The sequence below is a fragment of the Streptomyces sp. NPDC006309 genome, assembly GCF_040613095.1.
Taxonomy (GTDB): Bacteria; Actinomycetota; Actinomycetes; order Streptomycetales; family Streptomycetaceae; genus Streptomyces.
This window is the reverse complement of sequence record NZ_JBEXRO010000002.1, coordinates 467,048-483,913: the sequence shown is the minus strand read 5'-3', so window position 1 is coordinate 483,913 and position 16,866 is coordinate 467,048. Positions and strand designations below refer to the sequence as shown.

Sequence of the window (16,866 nt, the reverse complement as noted above, 5' to 3'; positions counted from 1 at the left end):
TCATGGCGTTCATGTGCGCCACCGGGAAGCACCGCAAGCCCGGCCGGGTCAAGCGCACCACCGCTCAGGCGGCGGGTGTCGCGGCCCTCACCACCACCGGCGTCATCGGCACCCTCGCCGCGTCCCCGGCGCTCGCCGCGGACAGCTCCGTGGAGGAGACCGGCCTCACCCCGGTCCTCACCGTGAACGACGACGTCGCCGAGCAGATCGACGCGCAGGCCGCCGCCCAGCAGCAGGCCGCCGAGCAGAAGGCGGCCGAGGCGGCCGCGGAGAAGGCGGCCGCCAAGAGGGCCCAGGAGGTCCGCGAGGCGCGGGTCCGCGCCGCCCGCGAGGCCGAGCGCAAGCGGCTGAACGCCTTCGTCATCCCGATCGCGCACTCGTACGTCTCCACGGCCTACCAGGCCAGCAGCTCCCTGTGGTCCTCCGGTTCGCACACCGGCATCGACTTCCACGCGGCCAGCGGCACCTCCGTCCACGCGGTGGGTTCCGGCACGGTCGTCTCCACGGGCTGGGGCGGCGCGTACGGCAACCAGATCGTGCTCCGGATGGCCGACGGCATGTACACCCAGTACGGCCACCTGTCGTCCATCGGTGTCACGGTGGGCCAGAAGGTCGTCCCGGGGCAGCAGATCGGCGTGTCGGGCGCGACCGGCAACGTCACCGGCCCGCACCTGCACTTCGAGGCCCGTACGACGCCCGACTACGGCTCGGACATCGACCCCGTCGCCTACCTCCGCAAGCACGGCGTGAACGTCTGACCGGACGGACACCCGCACGGCCTGCCAAGCCCCGGCTCACCGAGCCGGGGCTTTCTCCTTTTTCCGTCGTTTCCTTCCGGTGCCCGCCGGACCCGCTGACCAAAATATATCCATGGATGACGCCCGGCCGTCGGAAATTCAGGTCCATTGGAATAGAGTCACGGGAACACGCGTCCATCGTCGGCGTTTCACGGGTATTAAGGCGGAGGTCGGTCATGCGTATTCCGGCGCACTCGGTGTGCACCGCTGTCCGGGACGACATCGTCGCCGGTGTCCACGAACGCGGCAGCCGCCTCACCGAGGAAGTCCTGGCCCGCCGCTACGGCGTCTCGCGTGTCCCCGTCCGCGAGGCCCTGCGCACCCTGGAGGCGGAGGGTTTCGTGGTGACACGCCGGCACGCGGGCGCGTGCGTGGCCGAACCGACCGAGCAGGAGGCCGCCGACCTGCTGGAGATGCGGCTGCTGCTGGAGCCGCTGGGGGCCGCCCGGGCCGCGCAGCGGCGCACCGAGGCCCATCTGAAGGTGCTGCGCGGACTGGTCCGGCTGGGCCAGGAGCGGGCCAGGAGGGGTGGCGGCGAGGATCTGCGCGCGCTGGGCGGCTGGTTCCACGAGACGCTCGCCCAGGCCTCCGGCAGCCCCTCGCTGACCTCGGTGCTCACCCAGCTGCGGCACAAGATCGCCTGGATGTACGCGGTGGCTACGCCGCTCGCCCCGGTGGAGTCGTGGGCGGAGCACGGGGCGATCGTGGACGCGGTGGCGCGGGGGGACGGGGAGCGCGCGCGGGCGCTCACCGCGCTGCACACCGAGCGCGCCACCAGCGGCCACCGGCTGCGTTTCCCCGGTGCCCCGGGGCGTGTGAGGACTTCGCAACGGGCCGTAAACACGACGGGCCCGCGGAATTAACACGGACGCCGTATACAAAGGAGGGGAATTGTCGGGCGAATGTCTCCCGCTTGTCGGCCGGATGTTTTCCCCTGCCTGAATTCCGTTCCCTGTGAATTCGCGAGGAAGTTCCGGCGCGAGCCGGCCGTGAACCGGCGCAATACCGTGCGGAGCGTGCGCGGAAACGCCGGAGCCGCGCCGCCCCGGGGGGCGAACGCGGCTCCGGCGCTCTGCGCGGTAAGGCTCAGACGGTCTCCGGGAGCTCCTCGAGACCCTCGGAGACCAGCTTGGCCAGACGGTCGAGGGCGGCGTCCGCGCCCTCGGCGTCCGAGGCGAGGACGATCTCCTCGCCACCCTGGGCGCCCAGGCCCAGGACGCCCAGCATGGAGGCCGCGTTGACGGGGTCGCCCCCGGCCTTGGCGATCGTCACCGGGACGCCTGTGGCCGTGGCGGCTCGGACGAAGATGGAAGCGGGGCGGGCGTGGAGGCCCTCGGCCCAGCCGACGTTGACGCGGCGCTCAGCCATGTGATGCTGCCCTTCAGTACTCAGGGTTGTCTAGACCAGTTTCCCATATCGTGAAGCGTGCCCGGAGCGGACCTTCGTCCCCTCCGTGTGCCGTCGGACCGCGGCCTCGGTCCGGCGTGTCGTCCTCCACAGACTGCCTCGCGACGTTGTCGTACGCGAGCCGTACTCTGGGGCCCATGCAGACCCCGGCGGACCGGCAGGACCGGCACGAGTACCCCGCCCACTGGGAGGCGGACGTGGTGCTGCGCGACGGGGGTACCGCGCGCATCCGGCCCATCACCGTCGATGACGCCGACCGCCTGGTCAGCTTCTACGAGCAGGTCTCGGACGAGTCGAAGTACTACCGCTTCTTCGCGCCCTACCCGCGGCTGTCCGCCAAGGACGTCCACCGCTTCACGCACCACGACTTTGTGGACCGGGTGGGACTCGCGGCCACCATCGGCGGCGAGTTCATCGCCACCGTACGCTACGACCGCATCGGCGCCGACGGCATGCCCGCCTCCGGGCCCGCCGACGAGGCCGAGGTCGCCTTCCTCGTCCAGGACGCCCACCAGGGCCGCGGGGTCGCCTCCGCCCTGCTGGAGCACGTGGCGGCCGTGGCGCGCGAGCGGGGCATCCGCCGCTTCGCCGCCGAGGTGCTGCCCGCCAACAGCAGGATGATCAAGGTGTTCACGGACGCCGGATACACCCAGAAGCGCAGCTTCGAGGACGGCGTCGTCCGCCTGGAGTTCGGCCTCGAACCCACCGACCGCTCGCTGGCCGTGCAGCGCGCGCGGGAGCAGCGCGCCGAGGCCCGCTCGGTACGGCGGCTCCTCGCGCCCGGGTCCGTGGCGGTCGTCGGCGTGGGCCGCGCCCCCGGCGGGGTGGGCCGCAGCGTCCTCGGCAACATCCGCGACGCCGGTTTCCCCGGCCGGCTGCACGCCGTGAACACGGCCTTCCCCGAAGATCTCGGGGAGGTCGACGGGGTGGCCGCGTACCGGTCGGTGCGGGACATCGAGGGGCCCGTGGACCTGGCCGTCGTCGCCGTACCGGCCGAGCACGTGCCCGCCGTGGTGGCCGAGTGCGGGGAACACGGCGTCCAGGGCCTGGTGGTGCTCTCCGCCGGATACGCCGAGAGCGGTCCCGGGGGACGGGAGCGGCAGCGGGCCCTGGTGCGGGCCGCGCGCGCGTACGGCATGCGGATCATCGGCCCCAACGCCTTCGGGATCATCAACACCGCCGCGGACGTCCGGCTGAACGCCTCCCTCGCCCCGGAGATGCCCCGCCCCGGCCGCATCGGGATGTTCGCCCAGTCCGGGGCCATCGGCATCGCCCTGCTGTCCCGGCTGCACCGGCGCGGCGGAGGGGTCACCGGGGTCACCGGCGTGTCCACCTTCGTCTCCGCCGGGAACCGCGCGGACGTCTCGGGCAACGACGTCCTCCAGTACTGGTACGACGACCCCGAGACCGATGTCGTCCTCATGTACCTGGAGTCCATCGGCAACCCCCGCAAGTTCACCCGCCTCGCCCGGCGGACGGCGGCGGCCAAGCCGCTGGTGGTGGTGCAGGGCACCGGGACGGCCCCGCAGGGGCACGCGGTACGGGCCACACGGCTGCCCTACGCGACCGTCTCCGCGCTGCTCCGGCAGGCCGGGGTGATCCGGGTCGACACGATCACCGAGCTGGTCGACGCCGGCCTGCTGCTCGCCCGGCAGCCGCTGCCCGCCGGGCCGCGCGTGGCGATCCTCGGCAACTCCGAGTCGCTGGGCGTACTGACGTACGACCGGTGCCTGGCCGAGGGGCTGCGGCCGGCGCGGCCGGTGGACCTGACGACCGGGGCGACGGCGGAGGACTTCCACCGGGCGCTGTCGGCCGCGCTGGCGGACGACACCTGCGACTCCGTCGTGGTCACCGCCATCCCCGCCATCGGGGAGGCGTCGCCGGCGGACGCCGAGCTGGCGGCGGCGCTGCGGTCGGCCTCGGCCGCCGTGCCCGGAAAGCCGGTCCTGGTGGTGCACGTGGAACTCGGAGGGCTGGCCGAAGCGCTGTCGGCGGCGGCGAGCACCGCGCCCGGGGCCGCCGACCGGACGCCCGGCCCCGAGGGCGGCGCGCACCCCGTCCACCGCCTCGCGGAACGCCCGCCCGCCCCGACGGCGGGCACGGCGGCCCGCACGGCGCCGGCGCCCGCGGGGACGGGCGCGGACACCCCGCCCGTCCCGCCGGAGGGCACCCGCCTCATCCCCGCCTACCCCGCCGCCGAGCGTGCCGTCCGCGCTCTCTCCGAAGCCGTGAAGTACGCGCAGTGGCGCCGGGAGGCGACCGACCCCGGGAAGGTGCCGGAGTACGACGACATCGACGAGAAGGGCGCCGCCCGCCTGATCGGCGAGCTGCTCGCGCGCGGGGAGGGGCTGACGATCCCCGCCGCCGAGACCTGCGAGCTGCTCGAGAAGTACGGCGTGCACGTCCGCCGGGCGCTGCCCGCACCCACCGCGGACGACGCCGCCGGAGCCGCCCGCGCGCTCGGCTACCCCGTGGCCCTCAAGGCCACCGCCCCGCACCTCAGACACCGCGCCGACCTGGGCGGCGTACGCCTGGACCTCGCGGACGAGGAGCAACTGCGCCGGGCGTACGCCGAGTTGGCCGAGCTGTTCGGGCAGCCGGAGGAGCTGCGGCCGGTGGTGCAGGGGATGGCGCCGCGCGGGGTCGACACGGTCGTACGGGCCGTGATCGATCCGGCGGCCGGGGCCGTGCTGTCCTTCGGGCTCGCCGGGGCGGCCTCGCAGCTGCTCGGGGACATGGCGCACCGCCTGGTTCCCGTCACGGACCGGGAGGCGGCCTCGCTGGTGCGGTCCATCCGCACCGCACCGCTGCTGTTCGGCTGGCGCGGCTCGACCCCCGTCGACACCCCCGCGCTGGAGCGGCTGCTGCTGCGGGTGTCCCGGCTGGTCGACGACCATCCGGAGGTGGTCGCGGTCACCCTGGAGCCCGTCGTCGTCGCCCCGCAGGGCGTGAGCGTCCTCGGCGCCACCGTACGGCTCGCGCCTCCGCCCGCCCGCGACGACCTGGGCCCGCGCACGCTGCCGGCCTACTGACCGGAGGCGCGTGCAGATCGCCGGACGGGAGCTGGCCGAGGGCAGCCGGTGGGACCGGGAGGCCGTCGCCCGGGACGCGGGGCGGCTGCGCCCGGTGGCCGGGTACGACCTCACCCGTCACCACGGCCCGGAGCTGATCTTCGCCGGTCCCGTCCTCGTCTCCCGTCCGCGGAGCTTCCGGGCCACTGCCTTTCGCCCGCCCACGACCGCCGAGACGGCGGGGCTCGCGCGGACACCGGGCGACAACCGCCGTTCCTCGTCGCGTTCGAGGCGGACGCCGGCGGACCGGAGCCCAGCTCCTGCCTGAGCGCCGCCGAGCGGATGGAGGTCCGGCCGGGGCTCGTGCCGAGGTCCCGCACGCGGGCGTGCCGGCCGCCGGCCGTCCGGGCGACTGGCCCGGACCGCCTCCGCCCACGGATTAGGATGGACGCCATGGCCAAGACCAGTACGACGACCCAGGGGCTGCGCTCGGCGATCGAGCGCAGCGGCTACTACCCGGCCCTCGTGGCCGACGCGGTGGAGGCCGCCGTGGGCGGCGAACCGATCCGGTCGTACCTGGTCCACCAGGAGACGACGTTCGACCAGAACGAGGTGCGCCGGCATGTGACGGTCCTCGTCCTCACCGGCAACCGGTTCATCGTCAGCCACACCGACGAGCAGGCCGCCGACACCACCTCCCCGACGCCGTACGCCACCACCTCCACCGAGTCCGTCAAGCTCGGCCGGATCTCGTCGGTCGTGGTCAGCCGGGTGGTGGCCAACCCCGAGCAGTACACGCCGGGCACGCTGCCCCGCGAGGTCGTGCTCACCATCGGCTGGGGCGCGGTCAGCCGCATCGACCTGGAGCCCGCCGCCTGCGGCGACCCCCAGTGCGACGCCGACCACGGCTACACGGGCAATTCCACGGCGGACGACCTCAGCCTGCGCGTCAGCGAGGCCGGGGACGGCCCGGAGACGGTGCGCCAGGCGCTCGCCTTCGCGCAGGCCATCTCGGAGGCGACCGCGGACTTCACCCGCTGATGTCCCAGTTCTCGACCTGGGACGATTTCGAACCCCTCGCCCTGGACACCGCGCCGCTGCCCGAGTACGGCACCGGTTCACTCGCCGACCTGCTGCCCACCGTGGCCGCCGGTATGGGCGTCCCCGGCCTGACCGCCACGATCACGGAACTGACCGCGGCCGACCGGGTCTGCGTCTTCCTGATCGACGGGCTGGGCTGGGAACAGCTCAGGTCGCACCCGGACGAGGCCCCGTACCTGACCTCCCTGCTCGGCAGCTCGCGCGGCGGCACCGGCCGCCCGCTCACCGCCGGCTACCCCGCCACCACCGCCACCTCCCTCGCCTCCGTCGGCACCGGCCTGCCGCCCGGCGCCCACGGCCTGCCCGGGTACGCCGTACGCAACCCGGCCACCGGCGAGCTGATGAACCAGCTCCGCTGGCACCCGTACACCCCGCCGCGCCCCTGGCAGCCGTACCCCACCGTGTTCCAGCTGGCCCAGCAGGCGGGGGTGCACGCCGCCCAGGTGTCCTCGCCCGCCTTCCAGCACACCCCGCTCACCAAGGTGGCGCTCAGCGGCGGCACCTTCCACGGCCGGCTCACCGGCGAGGAGCGCATGGACCTCGCCGCCGCGCAGCTGGCCGCCGGGGACCGCGCGCTGGTGTACACGTACTACGCCGAACTGGACGGCTCCGGACACCGTTACGGCATCGCCTCCGACACCTGGCGCGGCCAGCTCATGTACGTCGACCGGCTCGCCCAGCGCCTCGCCGAGCAACTGCCGCCCCGCAGCGCGCTGTACGTGACCGCCGACCACGGCATGGTCGACATCCCGTTCGACGAGCGGCACCGCATCGACTTCGACGAGGACTGGGAGCTGAGCGCCGGGGTCGCCCTGCTGGGCGGCGAGGGCCGGGCCCGGCACGTGTACGCCGTGCCGGGCGCCGAGAACGACGTCCTGACCTGCTGGCGCGAGGTGCTCGGCGAGCAGTTCTGGGTGGCCTCGCGCGACGAGGCCGTCGCGGCGGGCTGGTTCGGACCGCAGGTGGACGAGCGCGTGTACCCGCGGATCGGGGACGTGGTCGCCGCCGCGCACGACGACGTCCTGCTGATCGCCTCCGAGCGGGAGCCCAAGGAGTCGGCGCTGGTCGGCAACCACGGTTCGATGACCCCCGCCGAGCAGCTGGTGCCGCTCCTCGAAGTACGCTCCTGACGCCCCCGCCCCGCCCCTCACCGAAAGGTGTTCCACCCCTCATGCCCGAGCTGGTCTTCTTCTCCGGAACGATGGACTGCGGGAAGTCGACGCTGGCTCTCCAGATCGAGCACAACCGCTCGGCGCGCGGCCTGGCCGGGATGATCTTCACCCGGGACGACCGCGCGGGCGAGGGCAAGCTGTCCTCCCGGCTCGGCCTGGTCACCGACGCGGTGGAGGTCGAGGACGGCCAGGACCTGTACGCGTACCTCGTGGACCACCTCTCCCAGGGCGGCCGGGCCGACTATGTGATCGCGGACGAGGCGCAGTTCCTCGCGCCCGGGCAGATCGACCAGCTCGCGCGCGTGGTGGACGACCTCGGCCTGGACGTGTTCGCCTTCGGCATCACCACCGACTTCCGCTCCAAGCTCTTCCCCGGCTCGCAGCGGCTCGTGGAGCTGGCCGACCGCATCGAGGTGCTCCAGGTGGAGGCCTTGTGCTGGTGCGGGGCCCGCGCCACGCACAACGCCCGCACGGTCGGGGGCGCGATGGTGGTCGAGGGCGCCCAGGTCGTCGTCGGCGATGTCAACCAGTCCGCGGACGAGGTCGGTTACGAGGTGCTGTGCCGCCGCCACCACCGGCGCCGGATGACCGCCGCGTCGGCCCGCGCGGCGGCCCTGTCCCCGGACGTCCTGCCGGTCGCGTCCGCCTGAGGGATCAGCCCGGGTCGCGGACCACCGAGAACTCGGCCCCCTCCGGGTCCGCGACCGTCGCCACCCGCCCGTGCGGACCGTCGTGGGCCGCCCTGAGGATCCGCCCGCCCAGCGCGGTCACCTGCCGCAGCGTCTCGTCGACGTCGGCGACCTCGAAGTACGTCCGCCAGTGCGGCCCCCGGTCCCGGGGCATGGCGTGGCCCACCCCGTGCAGCCCGGCCACCGGCCGGTCACCCAGGCGCAGGGTCACGTAGTCGAAGTCGGGGGAGACCACCGGCTCCTCCTCGTAACCGAACACGCTCGTGTAGAACTTGGCGACGCTCTCCGTCTCGAAGGTGCACAGCTCGTTCCAGACGGGGGTGCCGGGCACGCCGGTGATCGCCGTGCCGAGATGCGCGGAGCCCTGCCAGATCCCGAACACCGCCCCGGAGGGGTCGGAGGCGATCACCATGCGGCCCGCCTCGGCGGCGTCCAGCGGGCCGACGGCCACCGTCCCGCCGCACAGCCGCACCGCGTCGGCCGTCCGGTCCACGTCGTCCGAGGCGAAGTACGGCGTCCAGGCGACCGGAAGCCGCTGGTCCGGCGGCAGATGGCCCATGCCCGCCACCTCCCGCCCGTCGAGCAGCGCCCGCACGTACGGGCCGAGCTGCTGCGGGCCCGGCAGGAACTCCCAGCCGAACAGCTCACCGTAGAAGCCCTCGGTGGCGTCCAGCCCGTGCGCCATCAGGCTCACCCAGCAGGGTGTGCCGGGCGCGCGCCGCGCGTGCGGACCGGCCGGTTCCCGTGCCTCGGTCATCGATCACTCTCTCCCCGGCCCCTTCACGGTGGCCGTGTCGCTTCCGCTCCCCGGAAGGGTGTCCGCGCCGCCGGCGCGCACGCCCGTGCCGGTACCGGCATCCTCCGCGGTGCCGTGGGGCCGTACCGCGCCACCCGGCGTTTCCTCCGGAAGGATGCCCGATTGCCGTCTTTCGCTGCTTCCTGACGAGGGCCGGCCGGTGTCCGCCGACTGTACGGCCCGTGCCCGATCGCATACGCCATGTGATCGAACCTGTCCGGCGGAGCAGAGTAGCCGGACCTGGACGCCGCGGCCACCCCTGGCGTATGGATGGACGCCATGAGAGCCATCATCACCGCGACCCGACTCGCGGACGAGCTGACCGGGGCGAACCCGCCCGTGCTGCTGGACGTCCGCTGGCAGCTGAGCCCGGCGAAGGCGGCGGGCGCGCCGGCCTTCGACGGCCGGGCGGCGTACGCGGCCGGGCACATCCCCGGCGCCGTCTTCGTCGACCTGGACCGGGAGCTGGCCGCCGCGCCCGGCACGACCGGCCGCCATCCGCTGCCCGACCTCGCGGAGTTCGGTGCCGCGATGCGCCGCGCGGGCGTGTCGTCGGACCGGCCGGTGGTCGTGTACGACGGCGGACAGGGCTGGGCCGCCGCGCGCGCGTGGTGGCTGCTGCGCTGGACGGGTCACCCGGACGTGCGGGTGCTCGACGGCGGGTTGCCGTCCTGGCAGGGCGAGCTGTCCAGCGAGACGCCCGCCCCGGCCGAGGGCGACTACCGGCCCGCGCCCGCGCCCGCGGGGCTGCTGGACGCGGACGCGGCCGCGGCCCTGGCCCGCACGGGCGTGCTCCTGGACGCGCGCGCGGGGGAGCGGTACCGCGGTGAGGTGGAACCGGTCGACCGGGTCGGCGGACACATCCCGGGCGCGGTGTCGGCGCCCACGACGGAGAACGTGGGTCCCGACGGCCGCTTCCTGCCCGCGGCGGAACTCAAGGACCGCTTCAAGGCCCTGGGCGTCTCGGAGGACACCGAGGTGGGTGTGTACTGCGGTTCGGGCGTCTCGGGCGCCCACGAGGTGCTCGCCCTGGCGGTGGCGGGCGTTCCGGCGGCCCTGTACGTGGGCTCCTGGTCCGAGTGGTCCTCGGACCCGTCCCGCCCGGTGGCGGTGGGCGCGGACCCGCAGTAGGTCAGCCCGGTGAGGGGGCACGCGCGCGTGCCCCCTCACCCGGTCCGGAGAACCTACTCCTGCTTCTTGCGGCGCGTACCGAACACGATCTCGTCCCAGCTCGGTACGGCGGCGCGGCGGCCGGGGCGGACGCCGTCGGCCTCGGCCTGCCGGTCGGTCGCGCCGACGAGCCGGTCGCGGTGACTGCCGACGGAGCGCGGCATGAGGACGTCCGCGTAGGCGGAACCGGCCGACGCGGCGGGCGCCGGGGGTTCCTCGACGGCGGGCTCGTCGTCGGTCTCCTCCACGGGCTCCGCGGCGCTCTCCGGGACCACCAGGTCGCCCCGGAAGCTCGGCACGGCCTCCAGCAGGCTGGTCAGCGAGTCGCGTTCGGCCGTGCCCTCCTCGGTCGGCTCGGACGCCTGCGAGGGCAGGCTGAGCCGCTCCCGGTCGACCCGCTCGAGCGCGCGGTCCATCGACCGCTCGCGCGGCAACCGGGCGATGCGCGGGACGAACGGGAAGCTCGGCTCGGGTACGGCGAGGTCGTCCGACTCACCGATCAGCGAGCGCGCCTCGTCGTCCATGGCCTGGACCAGCCGCCGGGGCGGGTCGTACGTCCAGCTGGCCGCATGCGGTTCGCCCGCGACCCGGTAGACGAGCAGCACCTCCCAGGTGCCGTCGTCGCGGCGCCAGGAGTCCCACTGCACGGTGTCCTTCTCGGCGCCGCGCAGCAGCAGCCGCTCCTGGACGGTCTCGCCGAGCAGGGGGCCGGAGTTCTCACCGGGGCGGCGGACCGGGGTCTTGCGGGCCCGCTCCGCCATGAAGGCGCGCTCGGCCAGCACGGGCCCCTCGAATCGCCGTACCCGGTCGACGGGGATGCCGGCGAGCTGCGCGACCTCCTCGGCGGTGGCGCCGGCCCGTATACGCGCCTGGATGTCACGCGGGCGCAGATGGCTCTCGACCTCGATCTCGATCTGCCCGAGGCGGGGCCGGTCGCCGCGCACGGCGGCGCGCAGCCGTTCGTCGATCGGAAGTGTGTACTCCGTGGAATCGGCAGCCTTCAGCACCAGCCGTGTGCCGTCATTCGAGACGGCCACGACACGCAGTTCGGGCATGGGGACCTCCCGGGTGGTGCCTGCCGACGTCACGTGCGTCGCTGCTTCCGCTAGTCGAGTGTGGCCTGCCCGGGTTCAGCCTGCCACAACCTTGCCGAGTTGCCCGGCGTGTCGGGCACGGGCCCGGGGCCGCCGTTATGGCACGGTTACCTGTTCGCAACGCTAAGTGACCAATCGCGGTCACCCTGTGCAACCAGCCTCCTCCCGGCGGTCCTGCAAGCCCGCGGGCACCCTGGTGGGAGGCCGGACCCAGGGCTCGTCACAGTACTCCATTCGGGCCAAGTGCGTGGATCGGCGCGCCGCCCAACTTCTCGCGAGGGCTGTGACTTGGCCGCGCGCAACCGCTTCTCCCGAACTCGTACGTGGCGAACGTCACGCGCTTGCCTGAAGACGATTCCACGGTTTCATCCGTGGTTCCCGGGCAGTCAAGTGCCACGGCCGCCGGGCCGGTTCGGCCCCTACGCGCCGAGCACCCTGCGCACGTAGTCGTTCTGGAAGAGCCGCTCCGGGTCGAGGCGGTCCCGCAGCGCGGTGAACTCGCCGAAGCGCGGGTACACCCGGGCGAGGTAATCCGCGTCCCGCGTGTGGACCTTGCCCCAGTGCGGGCGTCCCTCGTGCGCGGTGAGGACGCGCTCGGCGGCGGTGAAGTACGCCTGATAGGGCGTGCCCCGGAACATGTGCACGGCGATGTAGGCGCTGTCCCGGCCCGACGCGGTCGACAGGGTGATGTCGTCGGCCGGCGCGGTGCGCACCTCCACCGGGAAACTCACCCGCAGGCCCGAGCGGTCGACCACGGCCTTCAGTTCGCGCAGCGTCTCGGTCAGGGCCGCCCGCGGGACGGCGTACTCCATCTCCACGAACCGGACCCGGCGCGGCGAGGTGAAGACCTTGTACGGGATGTCCGTGTACGTCCGCGCGGACAGCGCCCTGCTGGAGATCCGGGCGATCGCCGGAACGGTGGCGGGAGCGGCGCGGCCGGCCCACTGGGCCACCTGGAAGACGCCGTTGGAGAGGAACTCGTCCTCGAACCAGCCGGCCAGCCGGCCCACCGGCCGCTCGGGGCCCGCGCTGCGGTTGTTGCGCTTGGTGTTGGTGCTGCCGGTGTGCGGGAACCAGTAGAACTCGAAGTGCTCGTTCTCGGCCCACAATTGGTCGAACTCGGCGAGAACGCGTTCGAGGGGCATCGGTTCCTCGCGCGCGGTGAGCAGGAAGAGCGGTTCCACGGCGAAGGTCAGGGCGGTGACGATGCCGAGGGCGCCCAGGCCGACGCGGGCCGCCGCGAAGACGTCCGGGTTCTCCTGCTCGGAACAGGTGAGCACCGAGCCGTCCGCCGTGACGAGTTCCAGTGCTCTGATCTGCGCGGCGATCGAGCCCGACTCGCGGCCCGTGCCGTGCGTGCCGGTGCTGGTGGCCCCGGAGACGGTCTGTTCCATGATGTCGCCCATGTTGGTGAGCGACAGGCCCTCGCGCGCGAGGGCGGCGTTGAGTCTCTTGAGCGGGGTGCCCGCCTCCACCGTGACGGTCATGGACGTACGGTCGATGTCACGTATACCCGTCAACAGTTGAGGGCGTATCAACACACCGTCGGTGGCGGCTATCGACGTGAAGGAGTGGCCGGTTCCCACCGCCTTCACCTTCAGGCCGTCCTCACGGGCCCGGCCCACCGCCGCGGCCAGCTCCTCCACCGAGGCCGGTGTGACCTGCCGGGCGGGCCGGGCGGAGACGTTGCCGCCCCAGTTACGCCAGGTGCCGTTCTTCCCGCTCGCTGTGCTGACCAACGGTGCCTCCCCGACCCGAGGCCGGCCTGCGCAGCCGGCGGTACCCGAGGAAACCCACCACGACCGCGACGGCCCCGGACACCACCGGGACCCCGTACCCGGCCCGCGCCCCGGCTGCGTCGATCACCCAGCCGGCCAGGGAGGAGCCGAGCGCGACACCGACCGCGAGACCGGTGCTCACCCAGGTCATGCCCTCGGTGAGCTGCGCGCGAGGTACGTGCTCTTCGATGAGGGACATCGTCGTGATCATCGTCGGTGCGATGGACAGCCCCGAAACGAACAGCGCCACGGCCAGAAGCGGCAGGTTTCCGACCAGTAGGAGGGGGATCATACTCACGGCCATGGCCGTGACGCCCAGCAGCCAGCGGCGTTCCGGCGCCCCGGTGAAGCGCAGCAGCCCGAAGACGGCGCCCGCCGTACCGGAACCGGCCGCGTACAGCGCCAGGACCAGGCTCGCCGCGGCCTTGTGGCCGCGCTCCTCGGCGAAGGCGACGGTGACCACGTCCACCGCTCCGAAGATCGTGCCGGTCGCCACGAAGGTCGCCACCAGCACCCGCAGCCCCGCCGAGCGCAGGGCGCTGCCGCCGGCGTGCCGCTCACGCGGGTGCGGCTCGGGCTCGGTGGCGCGCTGGGCGGTGAGCCAGAAGACGCCGGCCGCCAGGAAACAGGCGGCCAGCAGGGGGCCCGCCTCCGGGAACCAGGCCGTGCACAGGCCGATGGAGAGGATCGGCCCGACGACGAAGCAGATCTCGTCCACGACCGACTCGAACGAGTAGGCGGTGTGCAGCTTCGGGGTGCCCCGGTACAGCGCCGCCCACCGGGCCCGGATCATCGCGCCCAGGCTGGGCACCGAGCCGATCCCGGCGGCGCACACGAACAGCACCCAGTCCGGCCACCGCAGGTGCGCGGCGAGCAGCAGCCCGGTCGCCGCGGCCAGCGCCACCAGCGTCGCGGGGCGCAGCACCCGGCGCTGTCCGTGCCGGTCCACCAGCCGTGAGATCCGCGGCCCGAGCACGGCGGCGGAGAGCGCGATGGTGGCCGACAGCGCGCCGGCGAGGCCGTAGCGCCCGGTGAGCTGGGAGACCATCGTGACCACGCCGATGCCCATCATCGACAGCGGCATCCGGCCGAGGAATCCCGCGGCGGAGAAGGCCTTGGTGCCGGGCTCGGCGAACAGGGCTCTGTAGGGGCTGGGCACGTGGTCTCCGGAGCGGCTCGGTAAGGCGCCATTACGGCTGACACAGCTTACAAGTCAGGTGCCCTGATCGCGCCGCGCGTCATGCTCGGGGAAAGCGGATCAAAACACCCGCAACACGACTCTACGTCCCGCTGTTTCCCCGCCGCCGGTGCCGGGTGGCAGGATCGAGACATGCCAGACGCGCTCGATGCCAGCCCCTACGACGCCCTGCTCCTGCTCTCCTTCGGCGGCCCCGAAGGCCCGGACGACGTGGTCCCCTTCCTGGAGAACGTCACCCGCGGGCGCGGCATCCCGAAGGAACGCCTGAAGGAAGTCGGACAGCACTACTTCCTCTTCGGCGGGGTCAGCCCCATCAACGACCAGAACCGCGCCCTGCTGGACGCCCTGCGCAAGGACTTCGCCGAACACGGCCTGAACCTGCCGGTGTACTGGGGGAACCGCAACTGGGCGCCCTATCTGACCGACACCCTGCGCGAGATGGCCGCCGACGGCCGCCGCCGCGTCCTGGTCCTCGCCACCAGCGCCTACGCCTCCTACTCGGGCTGCCGCCAGTACCGCGAGAACCTCGCCGACGCACTGGCCACCCTGGAGGCCGAGGGCCTTCCCCTGCCGGCGGTCGACAAGCTGCGGCACTACTTCAACCACCCCGGCTTCGTCGAGCCCATGACCGACGGCGTGCTGCGCGCCCTCGCCGACCTCCCCGAGGACGTCCGCGCGGGCGCCCACATCGCCTTCACCACCCACTCCGTGCCGACCGCCGCCGCCGACACCTCCGGGCCGGCCGAGGCCCACGGCGAGGGCGGCGCCTACGTCGAGCAGCACCTTGACGTGGCCCGGCTGATCGCCGAAGCCGTCCGCGAGCGCACCGGCGTCGACCACCCCTGGCGGCTCGTCTACCAGTCCCGCTCCGGTGCCCCGCACATCCCGTGGCTGGAACCCGACATCTGCGACCACCTGGAGGAGCGGCACGCCGCGGGCGTCCCCGCCGTCGTCATGGCCCCCATCGGCTTCGTCTCCGACCACATGGAGGTCCTCTACGACCTCGACACCGAGGCGAAGGCCAAAGCCGAGGAGCTGGGCCTGCCGGTGCGCCGCTCGGCCACCGTGGGCGCCGACCCGCGGTTCGCGGCGGCCGTCCGCGAGCTGGTCCTGGAACGGGCCACCGTGGAACGCGGCGGCCATGTCACCCCCTGCGCCCTGGGCGCCCTCGGCCCGAGCCACCACGTGTGCCCGGCCGGCTGCTGTCCGGCCCGCGCCCCCCGCCCGGCCGCCGCGGGCGCCGACAGCCCCTACGCGTGAGGAGACCCGTGACCGACGCCCTGCACCGGGACCTGCTCGCCCTCGCCCAGGAGGCCGCCCGCCGAGCCGGCGAGCTGCTGCGCGACGGCCGCCCCGCCGACCTGGCCGTGGCCAGGACCAAGTCCAGCCCCATCGACGTCGTCACCGAGATGGACATCGCGGCGGAGAAACTGATCACCGATCTGATCTCCGGGCGGCGCCCCGACGACGGCTTCCTCGGCGAGGAGGGTGCCTCCGCCGAGGGCACGAGCGGCATCCGCTGGGTGATCGACCCCCTGGACGGCACCGTCAACTACCTGTACGGGCTGCCGACCTGGGCGGTGTCCGTCGCGGCCGAGCAGGACGGTGAGACCGTCGCCGGGGTGGTGGCGGCGCCGATGCGCGGCGAGACGTACCACGCCGTGCGTGGCGGCGGCGCGTGGGCCACCGGCGCGTGGCAGGGCGAGCGGGCGCTCGCCTGCCGCCCCGCGCCCCCGCTGGACCAGGCGCTGGTCTCCACCGGCTTCAACTACGTCACCGAGGTCCGCGCCCACCAGGCCGAGGTGGCCGGCCGGCTGATCCCGCTGCTGCGGGACATCCGGCGCAGCGGCTCGGCGGCGGTCGACCTGTGCGACGTGGCCTGCGGCCGGCTCGACGGGTACTACGAACGCGGCCTCCACCCGTGGGACGTCGCGGCGGGGGACCTGATCGCCCGGGAGGCGGGCGCCCTGACCGGTGGACGCCCCGGAGAGCGCCCCTCACGTAACCTCACGGTGGCGGGTGCGCCAGGGGTCTTCGAGCCCCTCCAGCGGCTGCTGGAGGACTTCGGCGCCTGGCACGACTGACGCCCGGCCCGCAGAAGGGTCCGGGGAAAGCGAGGGCCCCCGGCGCTGGATTCGCCGGGGGCCCCGCTGTCGCGCTCTCGAGCAGGTCAGACGCGTGACGCGCCGACCTCCACGCCGTGGTCGGCGGCGAGGCGTCGCAGGTCGTCCAGCTCTGCCTGCTCCACCTCGACCAGGAAGTCGTCGCCCTCGTCACGAGCCCGCGACAGATCGGACTCCGTCGCCCTTATGCGCTGGAGAAGTCCCGCGGTGAAAGCGTCCATGCTGCGCCCCCTCGTCATGGGTCGTGGGTCGGTGGCACGGAGTGTGCCGTGTGGAAGGGGTGATCACGTCTCTCGCGGGTGCCCAGCGCTGCCCGGCCGGGCGGCGACGGTGCCGGACACCCACGCCCACTCTGCGAAGCGGACCGAGAAGTACCACATGGTGCTGCGGCACATGCAGAGCGTGATCGCGGGGTGTAAAGCCGTCCTCCCCCCACGCCGTTCCCCGGAAACCTCGGCCGGAGCAGAAAATCCCGCGTTTCTCCGGCGGCACCCGGATTCCTGCGGCCCGGACCCCGTCTTACAGCCGAC

16 protein-coding genes are annotated in these 16,866 nt (G+C 73.5%); 10 read left to right on the top strand and 6 right to left on the bottom strand.

Translation table 11 applies throughout. The features are described from left to right. The first annotated feature begins 2 nt into the window (after nt 1–2). Nucleotides 3–758 (top strand): M23 family metallopeptidase, encoded by a 756-nt coding sequence (locus tag ABZ117_RS04625; RefSeq protein WP_356817319.1) that lies wholly within the window; start codon nt 3–5, stop codon nt 756–758. Nucleotides 759–973: 215 nt separating this feature from the next. Continuing rightward, nucleotides 974–1,660, top strand: coding sequence for a GntR family transcriptional regulator (locus tag ABZ117_RS04620; protein WP_356817318.1), 687 nt, complete (start codon nt 974–976; stop codon nt 1,658–1,660). Between the two features lie 223 nt (nt 1,661–1,883). Here ABZ117_RS04620 and ABZ117_RS04615 read toward each other — a convergent pair whose 3' ends face one another. Then, entirely contained in the window at nt 1,884–2,165 is a 282-nt protein-coding gene (locus ABZ117_RS04615) for an HPr family phosphocarrier protein (RefSeq protein ID WP_356817316.1), read from the bottom strand. A 176-nt stretch (nt 2,166–2,341) separates the two neighbouring features. Here ABZ117_RS04615 and ABZ117_RS04610 point away from each other — a divergent pair, with 176 nt between their 5' ends. From ABZ117_RS04610 to ABZ117_RS04590, 5 genes are all read left to right on the top strand, one after another. After that, nucleotides 2,342–5,236, top strand: a complete 2,895-nt coding sequence (locus ABZ117_RS04610) for a GNAT family N-acetyltransferase (protein WP_356817314.1) — start codon at nt 2,342–2,344, stop codon at nt 5,234–5,236. Between the two features lie 10 nt (nt 5,237–5,246). Continuing rightward, nucleotides 5,247–5,543, top strand: coding sequence for a hypothetical protein (locus ABZ117_RS04605; protein ID WP_356817312.1), 297 nt, complete (start codon nt 5,247–5,249; stop codon nt 5,541–5,543). A gap of 116 nt (nt 5,544–5,659) precedes the next feature. Continuing rightward, complete coding sequence (locus ABZ117_RS04600; RefSeq protein ID WP_356817310.1) at nt 5,660–6,256, top strand: DUF5998 family protein; 597 nt, start codon at nt 5,660–5,662, stop codon at nt 6,254–6,256. Beyond that, nucleotides 6,256–7,446, top strand: coding sequence for a nucleotide pyrophosphatase/phosphodiesterase family protein (locus ABZ117_RS04595; RefSeq protein ID WP_356817308.1), 1,191 nt, complete (start codon nt 6,256–6,258; stop codon nt 7,444–7,446). The genes ABZ117_RS04600 and ABZ117_RS04595 overlap by 1 nt, the downstream gene beginning before the upstream one ends. Nucleotides 7,447–7,487: 41 nt before the next feature. Next, entirely contained in the window at nt 7,488–8,138 is a 651-nt protein-coding gene (locus ABZ117_RS04590) for a thymidine kinase (RefSeq protein ID WP_356817306.1), read from the top strand. Between the two features lie 4 nt (nt 8,139–8,142). Here ABZ117_RS04590 and ABZ117_RS04585 read toward each other — a convergent pair whose 3' ends face one another. Next, a complete protein-coding gene (locus ABZ117_RS04585) occupies nt 8,143–8,934 on the bottom strand; it encodes a VOC family protein (RefSeq protein WP_356817305.1) in 792 nt (263 codons plus the stop codon). 318 nt (nt 8,935–9,252) lie between these two features. On the opposite strand from ABZ117_RS04585, the gene ABZ117_RS04580 reads away from it, so the two are divergent. After that, entirely contained in the window at nt 9,253–10,104 is an 852-nt protein-coding gene (locus ABZ117_RS04580) for a sulfurtransferase (protein WP_356817303.1), read from the top strand. 53 nt (nt 10,105–10,157) lie between these two features. Here the strand turns inward: ABZ117_RS04580 and sepH are convergent, their stop codons facing one another. The 3 genes from sepH to ABZ117_RS04565 all read right to left on the bottom strand — a co-directional run bounded on the left by sepH (nt 10,158) and on the right by ABZ117_RS04565 (nt 14,174). After that, complete coding sequence (sepH, locus tag ABZ117_RS04575) at nt 10,158–11,198, bottom strand: septation protein SepH (protein ID WP_356817301.1); 1,041 nt, start codon at nt 11,196–11,198, stop codon at nt 10,158–10,160. A gap of 458 nt (nt 11,199–11,656) precedes the next feature. After that, nucleotides 11,657–12,976 carry a D-arabinono-1,4-lactone oxidase gene (locus tag ABZ117_RS04570; protein ID WP_356817299.1) on the bottom strand — a complete coding sequence of 440 codons (1,320 nt, stop codon included), beginning with the start codon at nt 12,974–12,976 and terminating at the stop codon, nt 11,657–11,659. Further along, nucleotides 12,936–14,174 carry an MFS transporter gene (locus ABZ117_RS04565; RefSeq protein WP_356817297.1) on the bottom strand — a complete coding sequence of 413 codons (1,239 nt, stop codon included), beginning with the start codon at nt 14,172–14,174 and terminating at the stop codon, nt 12,936–12,938. The genes ABZ117_RS04570 and ABZ117_RS04565 overlap by 41 nt, the downstream gene beginning before the upstream one ends. Before the next feature lie 171 nt (nt 14,175–14,345). On the opposite strand from ABZ117_RS04565, the gene ABZ117_RS04560 reads away from it, so the two are divergent. After that, nucleotides 14,346–15,473 (top strand): ferrochelatase, encoded by a 1,128-nt coding sequence (locus tag ABZ117_RS04560; protein WP_356817295.1) that lies wholly within the window; start codon nt 14,346–14,348, stop codon nt 15,471–15,473. A gap of 8 nt (nt 15,474–15,481) precedes the next feature. Further along, nucleotides 15,482–16,297, top strand: a complete 816-nt coding sequence (locus tag ABZ117_RS04555; protein WP_356817293.1) for an inositol monophosphatase family protein — start codon at nt 15,482–15,484, stop codon at nt 16,295–16,297. An 86-nt stretch (nt 16,298–16,383) separates the two neighbouring features. Here ABZ117_RS04555 and ABZ117_RS04550 read toward each other — a convergent pair whose 3' ends face one another. After that, on the bottom strand, nt 16,384–16,557 hold the full coding sequence (locus ABZ117_RS04550; protein WP_167528465.1) for a hypothetical protein: 174 nt from the start codon (nt 16,555–16,557) through the stop codon (nt 16,384–16,386). Nucleotides 16,558–16,866 lie beyond the last annotated feature (309 nt).